The organism is Ruminococcus sp. AM43-6 (assembly GCF_003461785.1).
Classification (GTDB): domain Bacteria; phylum Bacillota; class Clostridia; order Oscillospirales; family Ruminococcaceae; genus Hominimerdicola; species Hominimerdicola aceti.
In genome coordinates, this window is the sequence record NZ_QTXU01000013.1 from 45,945 (window position 1) to 70,329 (window position 24,385).

General features: G+C 41.7%; 26 protein-coding genes. 4 read left to right on the forward strand and 22 right to left on the reverse strand.

The features are described from left to right. Positions 1-88 precede the first annotated feature (88 nt). From DW938_RS08480 to DW938_RS08585, 22 genes are all read right to left on the reverse strand, one after another. Positions 89-325 (reverse strand): hypothetical protein, encoded by a 237-nt coding sequence (locus tag DW938_RS08480; protein ID WP_046439286.1) that lies wholly within the window; start codon positions 323-325, stop codon positions 89-91. 60 nt (positions 326-385) lie between these two features. Then, positions 386-2,752, reverse strand: coding sequence for a homocysteine S-methyltransferase family protein (locus DW938_RS08485; protein WP_118124490.1), 2,367 nt, complete (start codon positions 2,750-2,752; stop codon positions 386-388). Further along, a complete protein-coding gene (locus tag DW938_RS08490; protein ID WP_046439282.1) occupies positions 2,742-3,413 on the reverse strand; it encodes a vitamin B12 dependent-methionine synthase activation domain-containing protein in 672 nt (223 codons plus the stop codon). Before DW938_RS08490 ends, DW938_RS08485 begins: the two co-directional genes overlap by 11 nt. 108 nt (positions 3,414-3,521) lie before the next feature. Further along, positions 3,522-5,192: a DNA repair protein RecN gene (gene recN, locus DW938_RS08495; protein WP_118124491.1), complete on the reverse strand. Its 1,671-nt coding sequence runs from the start codon at positions 5,190-5,192 to the stop codon at positions 3,522-3,524. A gap of 21 nt (positions 5,193-5,213) precedes the next feature. Beyond that, on the reverse strand, positions 5,214-5,672 hold the full coding sequence (argR, locus tag DW938_RS08500; protein ID WP_038671932.1) for an arginine repressor: 459 nt from the start codon (positions 5,670-5,672) through the stop codon (positions 5,214-5,216). After that, complete coding sequence (locus DW938_RS08505) at positions 5,669-6,544, reverse strand: NAD(+)/NADH kinase (protein ID WP_118124492.1); 876 nt, start codon at positions 6,542-6,544, stop codon at positions 5,669-5,671. The genes argR and DW938_RS08505 overlap by 4 nt, the downstream gene beginning before the upstream one ends. Before the next feature lie 19 nt (positions 6,545-6,563). Continuing rightward, complete coding sequence (locus tag DW938_RS08510; protein WP_118124493.1) at positions 6,564-7,370, reverse strand: TlyA family RNA methyltransferase; 807 nt, start codon at positions 7,368-7,370, stop codon at positions 6,564-6,566. Then, complete coding sequence (gene dxs / locus DW938_RS08515; RefSeq protein WP_117863782.1) at positions 7,363-9,219, reverse strand: 1-deoxy-D-xylulose-5-phosphate synthase; 1,857 nt, start codon at positions 9,217-9,219, stop codon at positions 7,363-7,365. Before dxs ends, DW938_RS08510 begins: the two co-directional genes overlap by 8 nt. 25 nt (positions 9,220-9,244) lie before the next feature. Next, entirely contained in the window at positions 9,245-10,138 is an 894-nt protein-coding gene (locus DW938_RS08520) for a polyprenyl synthetase family protein (RefSeq protein ID WP_118124494.1), read from the reverse strand. After that, a complete protein-coding gene (xseB, locus tag DW938_RS08525; RefSeq protein ID WP_117857305.1) occupies positions 10,131-10,319 on the reverse strand; it encodes an exodeoxyribonuclease VII small subunit in 189 nt (62 codons plus the stop codon). Before xseB ends, DW938_RS08520 begins: the two co-directional genes overlap by 8 nt. Positions 10,320-10,332: 13 nt before the next feature. Then, entirely contained in the window at positions 10,333-11,526 is a 1,194-nt protein-coding gene (gene xseA, locus DW938_RS08530; RefSeq protein WP_118124495.1) for an exodeoxyribonuclease VII large subunit, read from the reverse strand. After that, entirely contained in the window at positions 11,523-12,464 is a 942-nt protein-coding gene (locus tag DW938_RS08535) for a peptidase M22 (RefSeq protein ID WP_118124496.1), read from the reverse strand. The genes xseA and DW938_RS08535 overlap by 4 nt, the downstream gene beginning before the upstream one ends. Further along, positions 12,461-12,874 carry a transcription antitermination factor NusB gene (gene nusB / locus DW938_RS08540; RefSeq protein WP_242843630.1) on the reverse strand — a complete coding sequence of 138 codons (414 nt, stop codon included), beginning with the start codon at positions 12,872-12,874 and terminating at the stop codon, positions 12,461-12,463. Before nusB ends, DW938_RS08535 begins: the two co-directional genes overlap by 4 nt. A gap of 35 nt (positions 12,875-12,909) precedes the next feature. After that, a complete protein-coding gene (locus DW938_RS08545; RefSeq protein ID WP_022286850.1) occupies positions 12,910-13,266 on the reverse strand; it encodes an Asp23/Gls24 family envelope stress response protein in 357 nt (118 codons plus the stop codon). A gap of 126 nt (positions 13,267-13,392) precedes the next feature. Next, the gene (locus DW938_RS08550; protein ID WP_038671921.1) at positions 13,393-13,935 is read right to left on the reverse strand and encodes a SpoIIIAH-like family protein; all 543 of its coding nucleotides are present in this window, start codon (positions 13,933-13,935) and stop codon (positions 13,393-13,395) included. 18 nt (positions 13,936-13,953) lie between these two features. Next, positions 13,954-14,505 carry a stage III sporulation protein AG gene (locus DW938_RS08555; protein WP_242989192.1) on the reverse strand — a complete coding sequence of 184 codons (552 nt, stop codon included), beginning with the start codon at positions 14,503-14,505 and terminating at the stop codon, positions 13,954-13,956. Positions 14,506-14,508: 3 nt separating this feature from the next. After that, the gene (locus DW938_RS08560; protein ID WP_118124497.1) at positions 14,509-14,979 is read right to left on the reverse strand and encodes a stage III sporulation protein AF; all 471 of its coding nucleotides are present in this window, start codon (positions 14,977-14,979) and stop codon (positions 14,509-14,511) included. A gap of 1 nt (position 14,980) precedes the next feature. Then, positions 14,981-16,120, reverse strand: a complete 1,140-nt coding sequence (locus tag DW938_RS08565; RefSeq protein WP_118124498.1) for a hypothetical protein — start codon at positions 16,118-16,120, stop codon at positions 14,981-14,983. Between the two features lie 9 nt (positions 16,121-16,129). Further along, positions 16,130-16,516: a SpoIIIAC/SpoIIIAD family protein gene (locus DW938_RS08570; RefSeq protein ID WP_118124499.1), complete on the reverse strand. Its 387-nt coding sequence runs from the start codon at positions 16,514-16,516 to the stop codon at positions 16,130-16,132. Next, on the reverse strand, positions 16,516-16,713 hold the full coding sequence (gene spoIIIAC / locus DW938_RS08575) for a stage III sporulation protein AC (RefSeq protein ID WP_022286844.1): 198 nt from the start codon (positions 16,711-16,713) through the stop codon (positions 16,516-16,518). Before spoIIIAC ends, DW938_RS08570 begins: the two co-directional genes overlap by 1 nt. A 40-nt stretch (positions 16,714-16,753) precedes the next feature. Continuing rightward, on the reverse strand, positions 16,754-17,242 hold the full coding sequence (locus tag DW938_RS08580) for a stage III sporulation protein AB (RefSeq protein ID WP_117863776.1): 489 nt from the start codon (positions 17,240-17,242) through the stop codon (positions 16,754-16,756). A 1-nt stretch (position 17,243) separates the two neighbouring features. Next, positions 17,244-18,179 carry a stage III sporulation protein AA gene (locus DW938_RS08585; RefSeq protein WP_118124500.1) on the reverse strand — a complete coding sequence of 312 codons (936 nt, stop codon included), beginning with the start codon at positions 18,177-18,179 and terminating at the stop codon, positions 17,244-17,246. A 220-nt stretch (positions 18,180-18,399) separates the two neighbouring features. Between DW938_RS08585 and DW938_RS08590 the strand changes: the two genes are divergently transcribed. The 4 genes from DW938_RS08590 to DW938_RS08605 all read left to right on the forward strand — a co-directional run bounded on the left by DW938_RS08590 (position 18,400) and on the right by DW938_RS08605 (position 24,378). Further along, the gene (locus DW938_RS08590; RefSeq protein ID WP_022286841.1) at positions 18,400-19,368 is read left to right on the forward strand and encodes a MoxR family ATPase; all 969 of its coding nucleotides are present in this window, start codon (positions 18,400-18,402) and stop codon (positions 19,366-19,368) included. A gap of 143 nt (positions 19,369-19,511) precedes the next feature. After that, complete coding sequence (locus tag DW938_RS08595; RefSeq protein ID WP_242992460.1) at positions 19,512-20,573, forward strand: DUF58 domain-containing protein; 1,062 nt, start codon at positions 19,512-19,514, stop codon at positions 20,571-20,573. Positions 20,574-20,583: 10 nt separating this feature from the next. Next, positions 20,584-23,265 carry a transglutaminase domain-containing protein gene (locus DW938_RS08600; protein ID WP_118124502.1) on the forward strand — a complete coding sequence of 894 codons (2,682 nt, stop codon included), beginning with the start codon at positions 20,584-20,586 and terminating at the stop codon, positions 23,263-23,265. Positions 23,266-23,424: 159 nt separating this feature from the next. After that, a complete protein-coding gene (locus DW938_RS08605; protein ID WP_181984397.1) occupies positions 23,425-24,378 on the forward strand; it encodes a TAXI family TRAP transporter solute-binding subunit in 954 nt (317 codons plus the stop codon). Positions 24,379-24,385: the final 7 nt, after the last annotated feature.

Sequence of the window (24,385 nt, forward strand, 5' to 3'; positions counted from 1 at the left end):
GCCTCCGTTATGATTGATATTTATATAATAACACGGCAAGGCTCAAAAGTCAATCGTACTTTTGATATGAGTACAAATAAATGTACACTTAGTTAAAAAGGCTTTTAATTATCTCGGCTATTTTAAAAGTAAACTTTATATCTTCCCTATTGCCGTCTATGACAGTTATACCACTGCCATTTTTATCGTTTTTTTCATCTGACATAACATTGCTCAAAACGAATGCTGCCCCAAGGTTTGATGAGGAAAAAGCAGCGGCTTTGATGCCTGCAGAACTTACTGTAACGACAAATGAAATGATGATAGCTGTAACAAACTTTTTCATTAAAAATGGCCTCCCATAAATATCTGTTGTTCAGATTATGGGAGGTCATAGTTATTTTATTCAGTTTCCGAAAAATTTTCTTGCGATATCTACCGACTCTTTTGCGTCTTTTGCATAATAGTCAGCGCCTATCTGCTCTGCATAGTCAGCCGTTACCACCGCACCGCCTACTATTATCTTGCAGTCAACATTGTTTTCACGAAGAAGCTTAACTGTATTTTCCATGCTCACAAGAGTTGTTGTCATAAGCGCAGATAGACCGATAAGATGTACGTCATTTTCTATTGCACAATCAACTACTGTCTGATAGTCAACGTCCTTGCCAAGGTCAATAACGTCATAACCATAGTTTTCAAGAAGTACCTTTACAATGTTCTTGCCGATATCGTGGATATCGCCCTTTACTGTTGCAAGGATTATCTTGCCCTTAGAAACGCTTTTTTTACCCGTTGACAGAATGTAATTTTTTATTACCTCAAAGCAAGCCTGTGCAGTGCCTGCTGTCTGGATAAGCTGTGGCAGGAAAAGCTTGCCCTTTTCAAATTCTGCACCAGCCTTATCAAGTGCTGGGATAAGCATATCGTTGACAATGTTCATGGCTTCTGTTTCCTGCAAAAGCTTTGCAGTAAGGTCAGCTGCTTCTTTCTTCAAACCATTTTCGATAGCATACGGCAAGTCTATCTCAGCTTTTGTGCCTGTTGCAGCAGGAGCAGTTTTTTTCTCGCCACCGTAGTGAGAAATAAAGTCAACAGAGTTTTTATCAATGTTTGTCAGAAGCTTGTAGGCACGAACAGTTGCCGTCATAGAATCAATATTAGGATTCATTATCGGCAGGTCAAGACCCTTTGTGAGCGCCATCATAAGAAAGTTGTGATTAACTATCTCTCTGCTAGGCAGACCAAAGCTGATATTCGATACACCGAGAACTGTTTTAAGTCCAAGCTCGTTCTTTACTCGCTCCACTGCATTTACTGTCTGCATAACATTTTCCTGCTCCGCAGAAGCGGTAAGAGTAAGACAATCTATATACACATCTTCTTTTCTAATACCGTATTCAAGCGCCTTGTCAAGTATCTTTTTAGCAAGCTCAAATCTCTTGTCAGCACTCTTTGGTATGCCGTTTTCATCGAGAGTAAGACCTACCACAGCCGCACCATATCTCTTTACAAGAGGAAGAACATTTTCAATGGAGCTGTCCTCAGCGTTTACAGAATTGACGATAGGCTTGCCATTATAAGCCCTCAGAGCCGCTTCAAGCACCTCAGGTATAGTTGAATCCACCTGCAAAGGCACATCGACAACGCCCTGCAAAGCCTTAACAGCCTTGACCATCATACTCTTTTCGTCAATGCCCGGCAGACCAACATTTACATCAAGAATATCCGCACCTGCGTGTATCTGCTCGATAGCCTGACCAAGAATATAGTCGATATCATTTGCAAGCAGTGCTTCTTTAAAACGTTTCTTGCCAGTAGGATTGATACGTTCGCCGATTATTCTTGGCTGGTCTATAACCACAGTATGTGTCGGTGAACAGCAAGCGGCAGGGATATCATTATGCACGCTGACGTGCTTCTTGCCTTTGAGCATTTCAGCAAGCTTTTTGATATACTCAGGATTAGTTCCGCAACAACCTCCAAGCACCTTAACTCCCAATGGGATAAGCTTTTCTGCAAACTCTGCAAAATCTTCAGGTGAACAGTTATATTCATTTGTAACAGGGTCAGGAAGTCCTGCATTAGGCTTTACTACAACAGGGAGATTTGTCCACTTGCAAAGCTCCTCCACAACAGGATAAAGCTCCTTTGGCCCTAATGAGCAGTTCACACCGATTGCGTCAACGCCCAGACCCTCCAAAGTCAAAGCCATGGAGCTTATAGCAACGCCAGTAAATGTACGCATATTTTCCTCAAAAGTCATTGTGCAGACTATAGGAAGATCGCTGTTTTCCTTTGCCGCAAGAACAGCCGCTTTAAGTTCATAGAGATCTGTCATTGTTTCAAAAACGATAAGATCTGCGTCAGCTCCTGCAAGTATCTGCTCCTTATAAATATCGTAAGCTTCTTCAAAAGTGAGCGTTCCTGTTGGCTCTAAAAGCTGTCCGATAGGTCCGATATCAAGAGCAACAAGGGTATCAGTACCCTCACAGGCTTTTTTAGCATTTTTTATAGCCGCAGGGATAGCCTGCTGGACAGTATATCCGCACTTTTCAAGCTTGTGTCTGTTTGCACCGAAAGTATTGGCGTAAACAATGTCTGAGCCTGCGTTTATATACTGGCGGTGTATGTCCACCAGCCAATCAGGCTTGTCTATGTTAATGGCTTCAGGAGTGCCACCCATTTCAAGTCCCTTTGCCTGAAGCGTCGTACCCATTGCTCCGTCAAGTATGACAAATTCTTTTGTTTTAAGTAATGTTCTAAAATCCACAATGATCTCCTCTTTTTCTGAATTGACAGACTTCCCTCATATTACAGCAGGCACAACCACGTCTGCCCTTTGATATTTCATTTTCTGACAATCCGATTATCGCCGTAACAGACTTTCTCGGCGTCAGGATATTATTTTCAGTTGCATTAAGCCCGATAAATTTCTGCGCATTGAGTACGTCAAGAAAAACTCTCTGCACGCTGATAGGCAGATCGCCATAACCAGGAGAAAACCTCCATGTCTGATTATATCCGCTGAGCTTTTCTTTCACAGTGTTGTCAACTATATCGCATACCTGCTCCACAGCCGCACTTGCAAGGCAATCCGCTATCATAGCTTTAGCCATATCCTCTGCTTCATAAGCACGAAGCTTTCTATCAACGCCCGAAGAAATAGTCGCTGCAAAAAGCACGCATTTACTGCACCCCTCAAGGTGTCTGCATATATCATTGCCGCCAAGAAACAACGGAGTACCGATGACCTCAACACCGTTCTCTTTATGAGCGACATCAAACACTCTGTACACAAATTTAGGCTCAATGACCTTCAAAAGCTCTTTTTCACATTCATCTATCAACAAAGCCGTGCGTTCGTCTGGCTTATTATTGCCCATTCCCATATATCTCACGGCTTCTTTGACGTTTATATGTTCAAGTTTCAAATAATCACCTACCGATTGTTATTATACCACATTACTATGAATTTTACAACAATAAATAATAAATGTACGTTCACAAAAAAAGTCCCCGCGATCATCAGGGACTTTGTGTTACATATTGTCAGCGTCTTTAAGATACTGTTCAGCATTTTCAAGCATAAGCTCTGTGATATTTTCACCGCCCATTATCCTTGCTATCTCATACTTTCTCTGTTCATGGTCGAGAGTTCTAACAGTTGTAACTGTCCTGTCGCCCTGTATATTTTTCTCAATAAGCAAATGATTATCCGCCATAACAGCCATTTGAGCAAGGTGGGTCACGCAAAGAACTTGCCTAAGGCGAGATATCTGTTTCAGCTTTATACCTATCTTCTGAGCCGCTCTGCCGCTTACTCCCGTGTCTATCTCGTCAAATATCAGCGTGCCGATACTGTCCTTTTCTGCAATTACGTTTTTCAGTGCAAGCATTATTCTTGAAAGCTCACCGCCTGAAGCGATCTTCGCAATAGGCTTTGGCTCTTCGCCAAGGTTTGCAGAAATAAGAAACTCTATGCTATCCATGCCATTTATGGTGAGCTTGCCTGTTTTCTGCTGAACCACCAGCTTGACCTTTGGCATATTGAGAAATTCAAGCTCCTCTGTTACCTGAGAAACAAACCGCTCTCCTGCTTTTTTTCTATGGTCTGAAAGTGCTTTGGCTTTCTTTGATACCTCCGCAAGAAGTCTTTCCTTTTCTTTATTAAGCTCGTCTAAGCTCTGCTCTGCTCCGCTCAGTTCATCAAGCTCATTCTGTGAATTTTCAAGAGTAGTCAGTACATCATCAAGTTCAGGTCCGTATTTCTTCATGATACGCCTGAGTTCATCAGAACGCTGATTAAGGTAATCATAACGTTTCGGGTCGATATCGAGGCTGTCAAGAAGTGAGCCTATCTCCTCGGAAATATCCTCCATTTCAATAGCCGCAGAACTAAGTCTATCGTATATAGGCGATATCTCAGTCATTATATCGGTATATTCCTCAACCGATTTTGAAGCTCTCTGCGTCATCTCCACTGCACCATCTGTGTCATCATCGCCCGAAAGAAGTTGTTTTGCCATATAAAGAGCCTCGGAGATCGCAACAGCATTTTTAGAGATGTTAAGCTCTGCTTCTATCTCTTTATCCTCGCCTTCATGAATGTTGAGCGCATTTATCTCCTCGACAATATCAGCAAGCTCAGCCATGCGAAACTCTTTTTTGCTTTGCTCAGTTTTTATCTTGTTTATCTTCTTTGCAATGCTTTGAAGCTCTCTGAAAGAGCTGTGATAATCTTCTATAAGAGCTTCCGATTCGGCATAGCTGTCAAGTATCTCTATATGACGTTCAGGAGCCATGAGTATCTGATTGTCGTGCTGTCCATGGATAGTTACAAGCGTTTCTCCGATATCTTTAAGTACGGAAACGTTCACCGCTCTCGAGTTGACTCTTGCAACGCTTCCACCATCTGAACGTATCTCACGGGTAAGGAAAAGCTGTCCGTCTTCTGCGCTTATACCAAGCTCGTCTAGTACCTGCAAAACATTGTCGCCAATGTCAGTAAACAACGCTGAAATAACAGCCTTGTCCGTGCCTGTTCTCACAATATCCTTAGTGACACGCTGACCGAGGATAGCATTTATTCCATTTATAAGTATAGACTTACCTGCTCCCGTTTCGCCTGTGAAAACATTAAGCTTATCAGAAAAATCTATAGTTGCCTTTTCTATCACGGCAAGATTTTCAATATAAAGTTCACTTAACATTTTAGATCATTCCTCTGCTGTTTAAGAAATAATAAAGGATCTCAGTTCCTCTGCCATATGGGACGCATCTTTTTCTGTCCGCATAAGTATGAATATCGTGTCGTCACCTGCAAGCGTTCCCACAACATTGTCAAGCCCAAGCTTGTCAAGCTTTGCACACACTGCTTGTGCCATGCCCGTATGACATTTCACAACCACAGTATTAAGCGCATGATCCACCGACACAACGGCGTCTGAAATTATGCCGAAAATACCATTGTTTTGCTCTGCAATATCTTTTTTGAGTGCAGGCAGGCTGTATTTATAATTGCCGTCTGAACCAATGGTCTTTACAAGGGAAAGCTCCTTTATATCCCTTGAAACTGTTGCCTGAGTGACTTTCAGGCCATGCCTTTTAAGCGCTTCACGAAGTTCCTCCTGAGTGCCGATATTTTCGTCTTTGACAATCTGCATTATCAAATTCTGACGCTGATTTTTCATATGCCGTCCTCCGCTGATTCCTTCAACGGCTGCATAAGCTTTTTGTTTATTGACGAGAAAAAGCTGCCGCCGCTTATATCTATGATTTCAACAAAATACTTTGACTTTGATACTATCACAGTGTCCTCTGCCGAAAGTCTGAAAACATTATTACCGTCAACGCTGACGATTGCGTGAGAGCCACTGTTAGTGTGACACTTGACTTTCATAACGCTGTCCTCTGAAAGTATCATAGATCTTGCAAAAAGCGAGTGAGCACATATCTGTGTGAACTCTATACACTTCATTTCAGGTTCGATTATAGGTCCGCCTGCTGACATTGAATAGGCTGTTGAGCCTGTGGCTGTAGAAAGTATAACGCCGTCTGCACGAAGTGAAGAAATAAGTCTGCCGTTTTTTGATACCTCAAAATCGGCTATCTTACAATCGTCAGCTTTTGTTACTGCAACGTCATTAAGCGCAGTATATGACTTATTTTCACCGCCACATTCGACATTCACGTTTAACATCATTCGGCGGCTGAGGGTATATTCTCCAGAAAAAAGCTTGTCCAGCAATTCAAGCTGTGAATGTTCAAGAGAGGCCATAAAACCGAGTCTGCCACAGTTTATGCCAAGTATAGGCTTCTCAAACTCACAGCCCTTAAGAGAGCATTTAAGTATCGTTCCGTCACCACCGATCGCAACAATCATATCACACTGCTTTACACACTCGTCTTCGCTACAGAAAGTGATATCGAGCTTTCCGAAAACGTGCTTATAGCATCTATCCATAAAAAGTTTTGCGCCATTTTTGTGCAGCCTTTCATATGTTGCGGTCGTATACTCAAAGCAATGAGTTTTATCAAGATTTGGATAAAGATAAATTTTCATAATATTACCACTCTTGCGTTTAGTCTTTGAAGCTATCAAAAGCTTCGTTCACAAATTCTTTTATATTGAGCTGACCAAGCTTGTCAGCCGTCATGTCAGCGTTTTTAAGTAGAATAAGATATTCAAGATTGCCGTCGCCGCCCTTAACAGGTGAAATTGTTATCTTTTCAGCCGCAAGCCCCTCTGCTCGAAAACAGCCAAGAAGCTCGGTTATCACTCTCACATGGTCTTTACGATCTTTGACGATACCCTTTTTATTGAGAGCCTGCTTGCCAGCCTCAAACTGAGGTTTTATAAGAAGAACCATTTCGCCGCCATCGCAAAGACAATCGCAAAGGGATTTTATAACAAGTTTTAGAGAAATAAACGAAAGGTCACCACTTATGAACTGCACAGGTCTGTCAAAAAAATCCGCTGTCAGATATCGTGCATTCACGCCCTCACAGTTTTTCACCCTACTGTCATTGCACAAACTTTCATCAAGCTGTCCGTGACCCACGTCCACCGCATAGACAAATTCTGCGCCATGTTCAAGCATACACTGAGTAAATCCCCCGGTTGAAGCACCGATATCTGCACAAACTTTACCTGTCAAGTCAAGTCCGAAAACATCGCAGGCGTGTTCAAGCTTAAGTCCGCCCCTGCCGACAAACTTCATATCGTCAGACCTACATTTCACCCCGTCGTTCTCATCAACCAATATAGAAGGCTTGACGCAGACCTTGCCGTTTACCGACACAAATCCATTTTTTATAAGCTGCTTGGCACGTTCTCGGCTTTTTACACCGCAGTTAGTAACTATATACACATCAAGTCTTTCACTCATCTTTCAAAAAGCCCTCAACTGTATCAGCCATTTTCTCTGCTGAAAAACCAAGCTCGTCAAGTAGCACATCACATTTTCCGTGCTTCACGAAACCGTCAATGGCAAACTGTGCCACATTTGGGCAGATAGAAGCATACTTCTCTGAAATACTTCCACAGTAATAAGCTTCCTCAAAGAACAGCACAGCATCGTAGGCTGACATTATATCAACCACCTCATTGTCTATAGGGAAAATATTCACGAGCTTAATAATATCGCACTTTATATCACGATTTCTGAGTATTTCTATAGCTGTAAAAAGATCATTTGCAAGCCTGCCGTATGTAACAAGCAGAACCTTTGCGCCCTCTATATGACGATAAACGTAAGTTGAAACAGGATCAGATGTATCATACAGCGATTGATCCCTGCCCCTTGGATATCTCACAGCACAAATGCCACTGTCGTCCTCAACAGCCTTATGCAGGCACAGCCTGAGTTCGTCATAATTAGACGGAGAATATATCCTCATATTGGGCACAGAGGTAAGAAAAGAAACATCAAAAATTCCCTGATGTGTTTCACCATCATCACCGACTATACCTGCGCGGTCAACGCATATAACTGCATGACAGCCTCCTATTGCCATATCATGGATAAGTTGGTCGTATGACCTTTGCAAAAACGATGAGTACACCGCAAAAACAGGTACATAGTTCATAGAGGCAAGCCCAGCACAGAAAGTAACTGCGTGTTCTTCTGCAATGCCTACATCAAAGAAGCGTTCAGGAAAACGCTTCGCAAAATACTGAAGCCCCGTGCCGTATTTCATTGCCGCAGTGACTGCACAAAGACGCTTATTCTTTTCTCCCATTTCACAAAGCTCTTTTCCCATTATAGAAGAAAAGCTGTCAGAAAGTACGACGTCGGGATTGCCCGTTTTTATCTCAAAGGAGCCGACCCCGTGAAACTCTCCTGGGTTAGCTTCTGCAGGAGCATAGCCCTTGCCTTTTATAGTATTCACATGAACAAAAACAGGCTTGTTTACTGCCTTTGCAGCCATAAGTCCCTGTTCAAGTTCTTCAAGATTGTGTCCGTCGATAGGTCCAATATAGTGAAAGCCAAGATCTTCAAACATGGTGCTGTGAAGTATCATATTCTTGACCGCATTTTTGGAGTTACGAACGGCATTTTTCACAGGTTTACCTATAACAGGCGTCTTATCAAGCATTCTCTCTACTCTGCCCTTTGTGCGCTGATAGCTCTCTTTTGTACGCATGGAGGAAAGATATTTTGCCATTCCGCCAACATTTTTTGAGATAGACATTTCATTGTAGTTGAGGATAACGATGATATTTGTATCACTTTTGCCTGCATTGTTAAGTCCCTCGTAAAGCTCGCCACCTGTTGAAGCACCGTCACCGACTACAGCTATAGCATGGTGAGTTTTATCACCACTCAGCTTCATTGCTGTGGCGATCCCAAGCGCCGCAGAAACAGACGTAGAGCTGTGACCGCTTATAAAAGCGTCATGCACCGACTCATCAGGTCTGCAAAAACCCGAAATACCGTTTTCCTGTCTGAGAGTTTTAAACTCTTTGAGTCTACCCGTAAGTATTTTATGTGTATATGCCTGATGACCAACGTCCCAGACGATTTTATCTTTAGGTGATTCAAAAACTCTGTGGATAGCCATTGTAAGCTCCACAGTACCAAGATTTGACGCAAGATGACCGCCGTTTTTTGAAACCGTATCTATAAGAATTTTCCTTATATCACCGCAAAGCTCCTCACACTGTGCAGTGGAAAGCTTTTTCAGGTCGGCAGGCAAATTCATTTTATAAATATCAGGCTTTTTTATTTCCGACATTATATCTAGATCTCCAATCTTTTTATCAACTTCTTCTTGTAAGCATATCAGATGTAAGCTCTGTGAGGAAAACGCTGTCCTCAAAATATTTAAGATGACCCAGTGCTTGAACTGTCAGTTGTTTTGCTATCTGTTCTGACTTGTCAAGTCCAAGAAGGGATACATATGTGTTTTTATGCTGTTCGCTGTCACTGCCGATAGGCTTGCCAAGCTCCTCAAAAGTGCCTGTTACGTCAAGGATATCGTCAACTATCTGAAATGCTCTGCCCATTGCCTGAGCATAGTCTGCCGCAAAGGGGATAGCCTCAAGCTTATTGCCGAGAATAACGCCCATTACACAAGCAGCTTCAATAAGTGCGCCTGTTTTGCAGGTCTGCAAAATATTCAGTGTATCAACATCTATCTCTTTATTTTCATACTTAAGGTCTATCACCTGACCGCCTATCATGCCGTCAGTGCCAACCGCCCTTGCCAGAACAGAGATAAGCATAACAGCCTTATCGGCAGATATAACGCCGTTCATGGCACTGTTGGCAATTACTTCAAAAGCAAGAGTGTTCAGTGCGTCGCCTGCAAGGAGTGCAATATTCTCAGGAAAAGCTTTATGACATGAGGGCTTTCCACGTCTGTAATCATCATCGTCCATACAAGGCAGATCGTCGTGTATAAGAGAAAAAGTGTGTATAAGTTCAATAGAACAAGCTATCTCTGCATACTTTTCAGGCTGACGCTCGCCGCACATACGGCAAAATTCAAGCATAAGCACAGGTCTGAGCCTTTTGCCCCCTGCCTGCAAAGAATACTCCATAGCCTCAACTACCTGACCCTGAAGCTCAGGCTTTGAGTGGGTAAGCTCCAGGAGTTTATTATCTATAAGCTCCACATAATAATCAAGTGTGGCTTTGTTCATATCATTCATCGCTATTATCTCCGTTCATAGCCTTTACGGAAAGCTTTGCACTTTCAAGGCTTTTTTTGCAGTCGACCGACAGATCTATCCCCTCTTTATAAAGTTCCAAAGCTTTCTCAAGAGGAAGCTTGTCATTTTCAAGCTGACCAACTATATCATTAAGTCTTGTAAGATTTTCTTCAAAAGTCATTTTAAACAGCCTTTCATTTGACAAATGTTATTTTAGCAGATACACTGCCGTCTGACAGCTTTATGTCTACCTCGTCGCCAACGTTCAGCATTGATACACTGTCGACAACGCTTTCGTCTTTCTGAACGATAGCATATCCCCTGCCCAGAATATTGAACGGACTAAGCATATTCAGAGAAGAAACATAGCCGTCAAGCTTAACTGACAGCTTTTCAAGCCTGCGTTCCATGATCTGCGACAGCCTTTTTTCAAGGTCGCACACTGCTTTTTCGCTCTGCTCTAATCTTTTTTCAGGAGAATATAATTTCAAAAGCTTATCACAGCTTTCTATCTGTGACACAGCCTTATCAAGTTTTAGCTCCATAGCCTTGTCAAGCTTTTGCCTTAAAAGCCTCACAGCATTAAGTATATCCGCCTTGTCAGGGGTAGCAATCTCAGCCGCCGCTGACGGAGTTGGTGCACGCATATCCGCGGCATAATCTGCAAGGGTGGTGTCAGTTTCGTGACCTACAGCCGATATCACAGGTGTATTGCAGGCGTAAACAGCCAGCGCCACAGCCTCGTCATTGAACACCATAAGATCTTCGCTAGAGCCACCGCCACGAGCTAAAATTATGGTATCCGCACCGCTTTTATCAGCCGCCGAAAGTGCTTTGCATATAGTTTGTGCTGCCGCCGTACCCTGCACCTGCGCAGGATAAACTTCGATATTGCACACAGGATAACGCCTTTCAGCTATATGGATTATATCCTGCAAAGCCGCCGCAGTAAGCGACGTAACAACAGCTATCTTCTTTGGAACAAGGGGTATTTTCTTTTTTTTGTTCACATCAAATACGCCCATTTTTTCAAGCTTTTTCTTGGTCTGTTCGAGCTGAACGTGCATAACGCCCACACCAAGAGGTGCTATCTCCGTAGCTATTATCTGATAAACGCCGTCACGCTCATAAACCTCTATATTGCCCATAACAAGCACGCTCATGCCGTCCTCAGGCACGAATTTAAGCCTTGAAACACTGCTTGAAAACATAACAGCTTTAAGTGCAGAACTGCTGTCCTTTACTGTAAAATAGGCATGACCTGATTTGTAATGTATATTAAAATTGGATATCTCGCCCTTGACGGCAATGCCTTTCAGCTTAAGGTCAGACCGCAGTTTTGAAGCAAGATATCTGTTTAGCTGAGAAACAGTGATAACTGAACTCATATTTTGATCTTCCCTTTCCTGATCGCAGCATAGACCGCAACGCCCACTGCGTTATCGCTTGAAAACTCAGGCTCAGCAAAGCTGCCGTACTTCTCAAGTTTGCTTTTTATAAAGCGATTAGACATCACACCGCCTGCGTATATAATAGGTATATCCTTATACTCATGGCGAAGATTAACTGTCATTTTCTCCACCGCAAGGCACACACAATCAATACAGTATGCCGCAACATCAGCCACGGAACAGCTCTCGTCTATAAGCTTCATGCACTGATTTTCTATTCCAGAAAGTGAACAATAAAGCCCGTCAACTGATGCTTTTGGCTTTATTTTATGTTCGCTTCCAGACGCAAGCCTTTCAAGCTCTTTACCACATGGAAAAGACAGCCCAAGCCTTACGCCTGTTCTGTCTATGGCTTGTCCGCCTTTAAGGTCACGGCTTCCGCCGATCTGAGTTATATTTATCAGCTTAGCCTTGTCGGGCTCGCACAAAAGAAGATCTGTAGTGCCACCGCTGACGTGAAAAGCCGCAAAAGGCTTATCAGAACTGAGCATATCCAGCTTTCCGCAGGAATAAAGTGCCGCAAGTATATGACCCACCTGATGCGAAGTCTTTTCAAGGTCAGCCCCACAGGCAAGTGACACAGCTTGTGCAACATTTTCTCCAACAAGGAAGCAAGGCATATACGACCCCTCTGCACACCTTGGTGCATAAGAATACCCAACTGCACTTATGTCATACTTTTTATCAAAAAGCTGTTTCATAAGTTCCGGGAGCTGTTTCGTATGGTGAAACACGGCGTCGGATTGTCTTAGTCCTCGCTCTCCCTGCTTGACAGGAAGAAGTTTTTTGCATGACCTGACGCTCATATCCGCAGTATCAAGCAGTGCACATGAAGTGGTATAATTGCTTGTGTCTATTCCGAGTACAAAACTCACTGCTTTTCCTCTTGTTCCTTTGCAAATGAGCCAAGCACACCGTTTACAAATGAAACGTCAGGCTCGAGGGCATATTTTCCTGCAAGAGCCACAGCCTCGCTTATGGCAACGTTCACAGGAACGTTCTCCTCATATATTGCCTCGTAAATAGCAAGTCTGAGTATTGCAAGATTTATCTTAGGTATTCTTTCAACAGTTCTCTTGTTGCTGAACTTGCTGATTATGCTGTCGATCTCGTCCTGCTTTTCGCAAACATTTTCCACGAGCTTTTTAACTTCATCGTTTACGATGATCTCATTCACTTCCATGGCAGACATGAAAATATCGTCAAGCTCCTCGTCCTGTCTAAACATTTTCTCAAATATCAGCAAAAATGCTGATTCTCTTATTTCACGCCTTTTAATTGGCACAAAAACACTTCCTTCATCTTATATTTGTCTGAATCCTATTCCTTTTCCGAAAGGTCAACTCCGCATATGGTCACATTTACCTTTGCAACTGTAAGTCCAAGCATATTCTGAACTGCACTTTTTACTTTATCCTGTATCTCCTCGGCAACGGAAACCGCCTTAGCTCCACGGCAAAGTATTATACCTATAGACACTGACAGCACATCGTCAACAAGGCCTATCCTGATATTGCCGAAATTTTCCTGTCTAAACCAGAGCTGACGTGGAGTCTTCATAACAGGAGCGATACCATAAACGCCCTCTATCTCATTAACAGAGTTTGTAACGATCTGCGCTATAACGTCCTGACTTATGTGCAGGCTTTTTTCTACTTTCTTTGAAACATCATTCATATTTATCCAAGCCTCCCTTTTTAGATATAAAAAAGAAATCCTTCAATCTATACTTACAACCATTATATCATAAAAATCAATAGGTTACAAGTATTTTGAAGGACTTTTTTTATTTGCTGACAAATTTTATTCTACATCATAAATTCTGATGTTTTCATTTGCAACTGAAACTTCGCTAAGGAGGATATCTTTTATCTGTGCCGCTTCGCTTGCAACAAGCCCGTCGCTGTCGGTCTTTACAACGATATTTGCGTTGTCACCGTCAAGATAAACAACACAGTCCTCAAAGCCTGCTGCTTTCACGAGTGTCTCTACCTTGCTCTCCGACTCCATGAGCCCTGTCATGGCTGAAGCTTCTTCTTCAGCGACTTTCTTTTCTTCCTCTGTGGAATCGCCGCCGTTCATTATATTCTTTAATGTTTCTACCGCCTCGTCCCTTGAATTCATTCTGTCTATTCTTGCCTGTGCAAAATAATCTGAAGTACTGTCAGTGCTTACGAGCTGTGCGTCGCCGTAATTCACGCTTTGACTTTTCACAACGTCCGTCGCCTTTATCTTGCCGTCTGAGGTCGATACTGCATAATTTATGTATACTGCAAGACCGAGTATCAGCGTCATTCCTGCAAGGATTATCTGCTTTTTGCCTATTATCATGGTCGGTTTTTTCATCTTTATTACCTCTTTCTGTTATTTTCTGCCCTCAACGCAGATCTTACTGCTTGATATACCTAGTACTGTCGAAACTGCTTTAAGCACACGTTCGTTTACTTTTATATCTCCACCTCCTTCGCAAACAATGACAACGCCGCATATCTGCGGTTTTATTATTTTTCTGACCAATGCCTCCTTTTTGCCGTCATTATCAGTTATTACTATCTCGTTTTCATACCTGTCGCTTGTTCTGTCACCATTATTGTCTGTGCTTTTGGTAAGATTTTCGGCATAAACATATTCGGTAGTTCCCTCAACTGTCACCATTACCTTGCACTCGCCAACTCCCCTGACTTGAGAAAGAACATCTTTAAGCTCTTTTTCTATCTGCTTTTTGTAGCTGTCTGTATCATCAGTGGCAACGCTTTCCGTGGGAATGCTCTTGCTCTCTGCCGTATTTTTAGCAGGAAACATCTCAGAAACAAATATAAGTAATATCCCTGCAAGACCTACGGCTATCACTATCTTCGTTTTCATAGGAAGCTTTTTAAGAGCCTTTATTTTCCCCTCAACTTTACTTTTCAGCAACGTTTATTCCTCCTGCACGATAACTTGAGTATCAGGCAGATCTTCTGCAATAAGCTTTTCAACAAGTCCTCTGTCGCTTGTTTTAGTCAGATATACCCTTACCGCTGTTATCTCTATTTCATTATATTCATTTATATCTGTGGTTATGTCCACTCTAACGTTTTCTATGCCATTCTTATTCAGCTTATCCAAAAAATATTCTTCAAGCCTGCTTTCGGATTCGGACAGATAATAAAGTTTCGTCGCTGTTGAAACGCTGTCAAACTCAGGCAGATCTGCAAGCTCTGTATAGTCGCTTAGGGTGACTTTGAAGCCATGTCCCATTACAGGCGTTATGACCGCAAGCAAAAGTATCACCGCAAGCACTGATCTAAGCTGTTTTTTCAAAGTTCCCTCAGGTGTGGCAATATCCGTCATAGAAGTTATCACGCCTATAATGCAGGCAATAAATATCACTGCTTTAACTGTATTCATTTTAAGCTCCTGTGTTCATGGCTGTCATTATTACAACTGATGTGGAAATAACGAACATTATAGAATAAGCCGCAAGGATGCTCACACCAATTGATAAAACCGAGTTTATGCTTTTAAGAAGTCCACCACTGTTGCTTATGCCAAAAATATCGTTTATGGTAGCGCCTATCCACACTGCAAGTTTTACTGCCAGAAGCGTAAGCAAAGGTTTCGCAACTATCACAGACATTATTATAACGCCTATCACGCCGACGCTTGTTCTTATTACGCCTATACTTCCCTTTACCGCTGAATAAGCTTCAGAGACCGAGCCACCTATGACAGGTATAAAGCTTGAAGCCGCAAATTTAACGGCTCTTGCGGAGAGATTATCAGCCGCCGCTCCTGCAAAGCTTTGAATAGATAACAGCCCTGTAAAAAGGGTCATCACAATGCCAAGCAACCATATGACCAGCTTTTTCACCGACTCTGCAAGGCTTCCAAGGTCAAGAGATGGGTTTATTGCAGAAACAAGGGTCACTGCAAGCACTGCCGACAAAAACGGCACAAGTATCGTATCTGCCAATATACCTGCGCTTTCACATATTATCAGCATAACGCCGTAATAGCCTGCTCCTGCCGCCGCACTACCGCCTGCTGTCGCCACGCTTGAAAATATGGGTATGTAGGACATCATGAAGCTGTTCATTTGTTCCATGGAAGTCTTTACAGAATAAAGACTGTCGGTGACAGTATCGCTTATAACAAGCACTGTGGTAAGAACACATATGAGCGTGAATACCTTGTCCACTGTACCCTCGGCTGACATTGACCTTACCAACACGCAGAGCATAGTGGCGGCTGTTATTTTCCCGAGCATTATAAGAGGGCTTCGCAAAGCAGCGGTAAAGCTTTCAAATATGTGCTTTATCACATCAGAGACACTTATATTTGCGGCAGAGGACGGATCTTCCAAAGTGATGTTATTATCTTCAAGTACAGTTTTTACATCTTCATCACCCTCAAAAGAAAGTCCCTCGTTTATTTCGCTTATGAGCCTGTCATAATATTCATTGTTCTGTTCATCACTGTCTGCATATACCCCCTGTGGTGCAAACATGACCGCAAGGACTATGATGACAGTGGCAATTATTTTTTTCATATGTTAATCCTATATAAGCAATGCTTTTACTATTTCTACAAATGCTTTGAAAAGCGGCAGCGATACCGAAAGCATTGCAAGCTTTCCTGCCAAAGTGACCTGTGACGCAAGTGCGTTTTCTCCGCAGTCCTTACAATAATCAGATGCAAGCTGTACGATATAGCATATACCAAGTGATTTGAACAGTATGGTAAGATACATATTGTCGATTCCTGACAGAATGAAAAGGTCTTCAAAAACGGAGATAACATCTTTTACAAATGCCACCGAATGAAAAAGCACCAGTGCCGCCGCCGCAAGCACAGCCGCATATTTTATTTCACGGCTGTCTTTCTCAATGGCTTTGCACACTATGGTTGAGAAAATGCAAAAGCACGCTATTGTAAATATTTTCATTAATACAATCCAAACACTTCTTTTATCGTTTCAAATAGATTTCCGATCTGCCTTACTATCATAAGCAGAACGACAATAAGCCCTGCAAGAGTTGTCATCATTGCCTGCTCGTCACGCTCCGCTCGTTTCAGCAAGAGATTTAACACGGCAACGATAATTCCTATGGCAGCGATTTTGAAAATAAGATCTATGTCCATAAAATTTTGTTCCCTTCATTATGGTTATCCTTTGCTATGGCTATATTAGCATAATAGCGATAAAAGCCCCGCTGAGAACGCCCAAAGCCCTGCATAGCCGCACCTGTGAGGTGAAATTCTCTGAAAGTCTGCTTATCTGCTCATCAAGTGCGGCAAGGCTCATGGAAATGTATGCAAGCTGTCCATTTGTGTCTGTTGTACCGAGTTTTTCAAAAAAATCTATAGCGGTCTGCCTGATTTCATTGTCAAAAAGCTTTGACTTATATATATCCTCGGTTATTCTTCTGCGGACATCAGGCGAAGAGGTATCTTGCGACAAAAATGTAAAGTCAGAATAATCCTTCTGCAAGCTAAGCTTTAAGATAATTTCCCCGAAAGTCATTCCGCCCTCAACCATTGCTCTTGTTTCAAATATCAACCGTCTGAGAAGCTTGAGATATTTCATTTGCCGTATCTTGTCCGTCGCCATTGCACAGCCCATTTGTGTGCAGGCGGATATGATCAGCACACAGCCTATTAGCTTTATCATTTCATGCTCCTGTTTTTGTAAATGATACCAGCCTACCACACATTGTTCCTGTGCCTAGTACCGCAAGTGCGTCGAAAGCCTTATCTTTTATGAGTTTTGAGATATAACGCCGCTTTTTAAGCTCATCAAGGCTTGAAGCATGGCATGAAGCAATAAGCTTCACTCCTGAGTTGAGCGCATACTGCAAAGCTTCGTTGTCCTCAGAAGAACCTATCTCGTCGCATATGAGTATTTGCGGTGACATGACCTTGACAGCCGTCATTATGCCCTCATATTTGTTGTAGGAATTGAACACGTCCGTCATTGCACCTATAAGATTTTGCGGCTCACCTGCCACTGTTGCGGCAAACTCGTTTCGCTCGTCTATAAGCGCAACACGCCAGCGTTCGCCAAGCTTTCTTGCAAGATCACGAAGAACTGTAGTTTTTCCTCCCGAGGGCGGTGAAGCTATAAGCAGGCTAATTGGTTTGTCAGAAAAGCATTTTGCATATATCTCGTCTGAACTGCCTATCATTTCACGTGCTATCCTTATATTAAGAGAAGATATATTTTTTACCGACTCCACGGCATAACTCCTTGCAGGATCAAGAACGGCAGTTCCGCAGAAGCCTACTCTGCACCCTCCTGAAACCGTTATGTACCCTCTTGCTATCTCACGGTGAAAGCTGTGAAGAGAGTTCTGAAATGCTCGCTGATAGATAGTTTCAATATCATCTGTGGTAACTTGAACGCTATCCCCGATATTGTTCATTAGTCTGCCGTTATCATTAACGAAATACTCTTTCGAGAATATGGTAACAGACAGCCGTCTACCTCTGCGAAGCCTTATTTCCTGTATCCTGTCACGCTCTATTTCCGGCACTGACATAATTGCGTCCCTTATGCGAGGGGTGAGCAGTTCGTAAACGTATTTTATCTTGCTGACTTCTCTTATCATTTTTTCACGCTCCTTTTGACTTGTCCTATGAAATAACTATGCTGTGAGCCTGCATTTTAGTACAAGATATTTGTATTCTCCTACATACGCAGATATCCATTATTGTATTTAATTATCACGCAAAATGCTTGAAATACTGTTGTATTTGTGATATAATGTTAATGCAATATGCACAAATATTGTGAAGATAAAAGAAACATACAAAACAAAGGAGAAAATTATGAACAACAGCTTAACTGAAGAACAGGTAAAAGTACTGAATATGTCACAAAGCGTGATAAATGAGGTAAGAAAGGTCATTATCGGCAAGGACGAGATAATCATAAAAGTCCTGCTGTCCATACTTGCAGGCGGTCATATCCTTATTGAGGATATTCCAGGAGTAGGAAAGACCACTCTTGCCGTGGCTCTTTCAAAGGCGCTTTCACTTGACTATAAAAGACTACAATTCACACCTGATGTTTTGCCAACAGACGTGACAGGTTTTACCATACTAAATAAAGAAACACACAAGTTTGAATATAAGCAGGGTGCAGCACTCACAAATCTTTTTCTTGCAGACGAGATAAACAGAACCTCAAGTAAGACGCAGTCTGCGCTTCTTGAAGTAATGGAGGAGGGCAAGGTAACTGTGGACGGTATCACACATAAAATGCCTGACCCTTATATCGTTATCGCAACGCAAAACCCGGTTGGCTCTATAGGCACGCAAATGCTCCCTGAGTCGCAAATGGACAGATTTATCGTAAGGCTCACAATGGGTTATCCTAATCTTGAAAGCGAAGTCGCAATGCTAAAATCAAAGCAAAATCTCGTGCCTGTGGATAATGTAAGGCCTGTGGTGTCTGCGGAGGATATCCTTCAGGCAAGAAAAGTTGTGGAAAATATTTATGTTTCAGATCAGGTTTTCCAGTATATCGTTATGCTTGCAAATGCAACCAGAAACAATGAATATATAAAGTTAGGTCTTTCACCTAGAGGAACTATCGCACTGCTCAGAATGACAAAGGCGACAGCGCTTCTTAAGGGCAGAGATTATGTTATCCCCGATGACGTTATATACAGCTTCAAGGACGTTGTTCTTCACAGACTTGTGTTCAGCTCAAAGGCAAAGATAAACGGCTTCACAGGAGAACAGATACTCAAAGGAGTTATTTCCTCAGTTCAGGTTCCTAGAGTTAGCAAGTAACGGAGGAGCAAATGCTGGTTTTATATATAATATTATTTATCGCCTCTATTTTCTTCTATATATTATATGTGGGTAGCTTCTCTTTTTATCTCTTTGCATTTTTACTTGTTATGCCTATTATCTTATTCGTTATGCTCAAAAAAATGTCAAAGAAAATAAGCGTTGGTTTTGTGAACACTCAGAAAACCGCAGGCAGATCGTCAAAGATACCCGTTGTGCTGAGATTGCAAAACCGCTCAAAGTTGCCTGTTGCCAATATGATTATAGAGATAGAATATTACAACACTCTTGACGGCGACAAAAATACAATGAAGATAAACACTCCCCTTTATCCTGACGATGTTCAGTATCTTACTTTGCACGTTTCTGCAAAACATTATGGCACAGTGAGAATGAACATAAAACGCTGTCGCATTGTGGATATGCTGAAGCTTTTCAAGATAAGAGTAAGCACCGATGCTGCTTCCAGACTTTTTAACGAAAGTACGTTCACTATAGTTCCTGACTATATACCTATCGAAAACAACATTGCGAATTATGCTGAAATGGGTCTTGAAACCGATGATTATTCCAAGACATCAAAGGGCGATGATCCCTCTGAGATTTTTGATATACACGAATATCATGATGGTGACAAAATAAACAGGATACACTGGAAGCTTACTGCAAAGCAGGATAAGACCATGGTCAAGGATTACTCTCTGCCAATATCAAACTCTATCGTGCTTATGGCGGATCTCCACCTTGATACAAATACAGACGATTATATGCTCGTATATGATACTCTTGTAGAGGCTATAGCGTCTATATCCTATTATCTCATAGAAAATGACACACCTCATAAGGTAGTGTGGTATGATAAAAAGAAAGATAACAGCGAAGTAGTGAACGTTACAGACGAAGAAAGTGCAAGGCTGCTTATAAGTCTGCTGTTGCAGGCTTCTGTTTATGATGAGCCTGACCTGTCTATGATAAATTACATCAATGAGCCTGAGAGATATAAATGCGGTCACTTGATGTATTTTTCTCCCGCATATAACAGCAATCTCAGCGGCGTTATGAATGATAACGATCTGGCGTTCCGCTATTCCTATATGCTTATCACAAACAAAAAGAAAGACGACGTTATAAACGATGAGTTTGCAGAGGTCGTGAACGTTACTGCAAAACACGTTGCCGAAAGCATACAGGAAATATGTCTATAAAGGTGACAACATGAAAAAGAAAAGAATAAAAAGCAAAAACAAAGATATAGGATTTATCAGCAGCAATGGTATCTGCATTGACGGAGATATCCTTATGAATTGTGAGCGTGAGCATAATTCAGGCTCATTTCTATGGTTTCAGATACTTCTGACCTTTGTGGCGACCATATGCACAGCGTTTATGGCAGTATCATTCCTTGATATGGAAATATACAAGGCCACGATCATATATTACTCCGCCATGCTTTCACTTGTGTTTGGTCTGATGAAATCGTCACACAAGATAATTAAGTTTTCTGCACTTGGTGTGATGATACTTCATGTAATTTACCTTGTGAGCAGGATATCTACAATAAAATACGGCTTGTTCGTTGTTATAGACAGATATCTTTCAAGGGCAAATCAACCTAACTCAACTCTTGGCGTTCAGCTTAGTGGAATTTCTACTATCGACTACCCATATCTTGCGTCAAATTTTTTCGTATTTTTTATAACTCTTGTTTGCCTTGGCACGGCAGCAGCCTGCCTTTATAGGATAGATTTTCCACTGCTGTTCATCATTACATTTCCTGTTTTCGAGCTTGGAATGTATTGGGGCTGGGAGCCGTCAATGTGGACTGTTATTGGTCTGTTTGTATGCTGGGTGACAGTGCTTGCACTGCACATAATAAACCACACAACTAACAAGGCAGGAAGAAAAAACACCTTTGCGGTGCATGAGCGAAAACGCACGTTTTATTTTACATCTGAAAAGCAAAAAGCTTGTTTCTATAACGTATTCATGAAATTCACGGCTATTTTAAGCTCGTTGGTACTTGTAGTTATAATGCTTTTCTCAGCAATAACAGGCTTTACACGTCCTGAGTCATTTGCAAAATACAGACATGATATTTCTACAGCAGTGTCAAATTTCTCTCTCACTGACCTGAGGAATGCTTTTTCAGATTATGACGGCGGATTTGATCTGTTTGGTATAAAAACAGTTGGTGGCACAAACGGAGGCGTTCTTGGCAAGACAGCAGGCATTAGCTTCAACGGCTCAACAGCACTAAAAGTGGTCACTCCAAAATTCTCTAATACACTATATCTCCGTGGATATGTAGCAGGCGTTTATAACGACAATAGCTGGACTCCTGTTGACGTGAATGGCAATGAAGACACCTTTTCTAATGATTTTGAGCAAGGCAAGATATGGGTGCAGGATCTGGATTATGACCTTATCCAACGAAAATATGCGGATCTGACCCCTGCTCAAATTTCTGTATCTGTTCTCGGCGCAAGCAAGAAATTTGTGTATGCGCCATACGCTTCTTTATATTCAAGTGATGGAAACACTGACGATAAAAAAATGCGTCCTACCACTGAGTCATATGTCAAATTAAGTTCAACAAAATATTCTCTTTACTATTTTGACCCCTCTCTTATAGAAGAAAGGCTTGAAGCCCTCCCTGAGGCTATAGCCACAGAAGTGCCTGCATTGTCTGTTAATAAGGACAGAGGTGTTGACGCTTACTCAGAGTTTGTTCACCAAAAATATATGGACGTTTCAAAGTCTGATGAGCTTGATAAGGCATATAAAGAGATACTCAACGAATATCTTGGCGTGGATATTTACCACAAGGGTGATTGGACTTATGAAGAAATAAGCACTGCAATAAAAAACTATTTCTCTGATAACTTCACTTATACCCTTGAACCGGGTGTTACTCCAAAAGGTGAAGATTTCATAGATTATTTTTTAGGTACACAAAAGGAGGGCTATTGTTCATATTTCGCAACGGCGGGTGCAGAGCTTTTAAGAATGTTTGGCTATCCGTCAAGATATGTAGAGGGATATGTGGTGCTTAATTCACAGCTCGGTGAACCTGAAGATGATTCAACATACGAGGTAAGTGTAAAGGACAAATGTGCGCACGCATGGGCTGAGGTATTTATAGACAATGCAGGTTGGTATCCTGCAGAATTCACACCAGGTTATGATAATGATAATCCTAATCTTACACAACAAGAGAAAGGCCCTAAGGAAGTTACAACAACTAAAAGCACAGAAAGCAAGCCTACGACTACCACACAAAACGGCGGTCAGGGTGGCACAACTTCAGTGGTTACTAAAAGGCCCGCAAACAGTTCAAAAGCTTCAACAACAAAGAAAACAAATTCTGCAAGCAACGGACATGGTGCCGGAGTGATGTCAGGCACTGGGAAAAATTTTGCTTCATCAAGCACATCAGAAAACAACAGCAGCCATGGCTCATTTGTAGGAATTTTCATCACTCTGGGCGGACTTCTGCTTATAGGCTTCGGCGTTGTAGTCCATAGAGATGTAAAGGTAAAGAAAATGCGTTCGGAACTAAGTAATGGGGACAATAGATCACGCACTGTGGCGGTATATCGCTATATGCTCAAATATTTAAAGCTTATAGGCATTGCCGACAGCAGAAATATTACAGACTTACAGCTTTGTGACAGGTTAACAGAAAAATGCAAAGAAATGCAAGTAGATGATTTCTCTCATATGATAAAATATATCGGAGAACTTGCAGTCAAAGCGGAAATGAGCAACTCAGTAATATCTGATGGGGAACTCGAAACTGCACTTTCTTATTTTGAAATCGTAAAGGACAAGATCGTCCTGCCAAAGCTTTCGGGTGCTAAGCTTCTTAATGCAAAATTTGTTTACTGTCTATATTAGAGGAAAAAAGCCACGCTCGGTGTGGCTTTTTTAACCTCAATGATATTACCAAAAAGCTGATCGGTGATTTTTTTATATGAAATATATGTTTAATGCAAATATGGATATGATATTATCAGTAGGATAACTTTTTGAATATTTTAGAAAGGAATGATCGGATTGCGAAAAATAAAAAATACAATAATATTTATTGTTACAGTTGCTTTACTTACAATGTTCTGCTCTTGCTGTAAACGCTCTGAGATAAAACTGGGATCCGGCAACGAAGGTGGTATATATTATAAATTTGCTGACACTCTCAGTGATATTGATGAAAACATCACAAATATAAGAACGGCTGGTTCTCAGGCTAACATGAGGCTTTTAAAGGACGGCTTTATCAACATGGGAATAGTCCAAAGCGATGTCCTGTCTGAAGCAGTGAATGGCACAGGAGATTTTAATGGTAACAAAATAAACAACGTCCGTGCAGTTGCGGCTCTTTACATGGAGTCTTTTCAGATAATCGTTCCGGCTGACTCAGATATTCAAACTCCTGCTGATCTGAAAGGAAAAAAGGTCTCTGTGGGCGAAGAAGATTCTGGCGTAGCAAAAAATGCTGAGTACATTTTAAACTCTGTAAGTCTTGACTATAACATGATAGATGTGTGCAACATGAACTATCAGAAGTCTGCTGAGGCACTTAAAAACGGCTCTATCGATGCATTTTTCGTGGTACTTGGTGCTCCATGTGATGTTATAACACAGCTTTCTGAGGAAATGGATATAAGAATATTGCCTCTTGATGACAGAACGATATCATATATGACAAATCTTTATGACGGATACTATGAAACTGTAATAAAGGCAGGAACTTATAAAGGCATTGACGAGGACGTCAAGACTGTCGGCGTAAAGGCTGTTCTTGTGGCAAGTCAAAAGATGGACAGCGACACTGTAGCGGATATCACGAAAATGCTTTTTGAGGAAAATGACCAGATAAAGAAAAGGATCTCATTTGCGAATAATGACACAAAATTTGCGACAGATAATATCCCGTGTGCTTTTCATAAAGGGGCGGTGGAATATTATAACAGCATTGGAACTGCTATAACAGAGGAGGATCAAATTTGAAAACAAT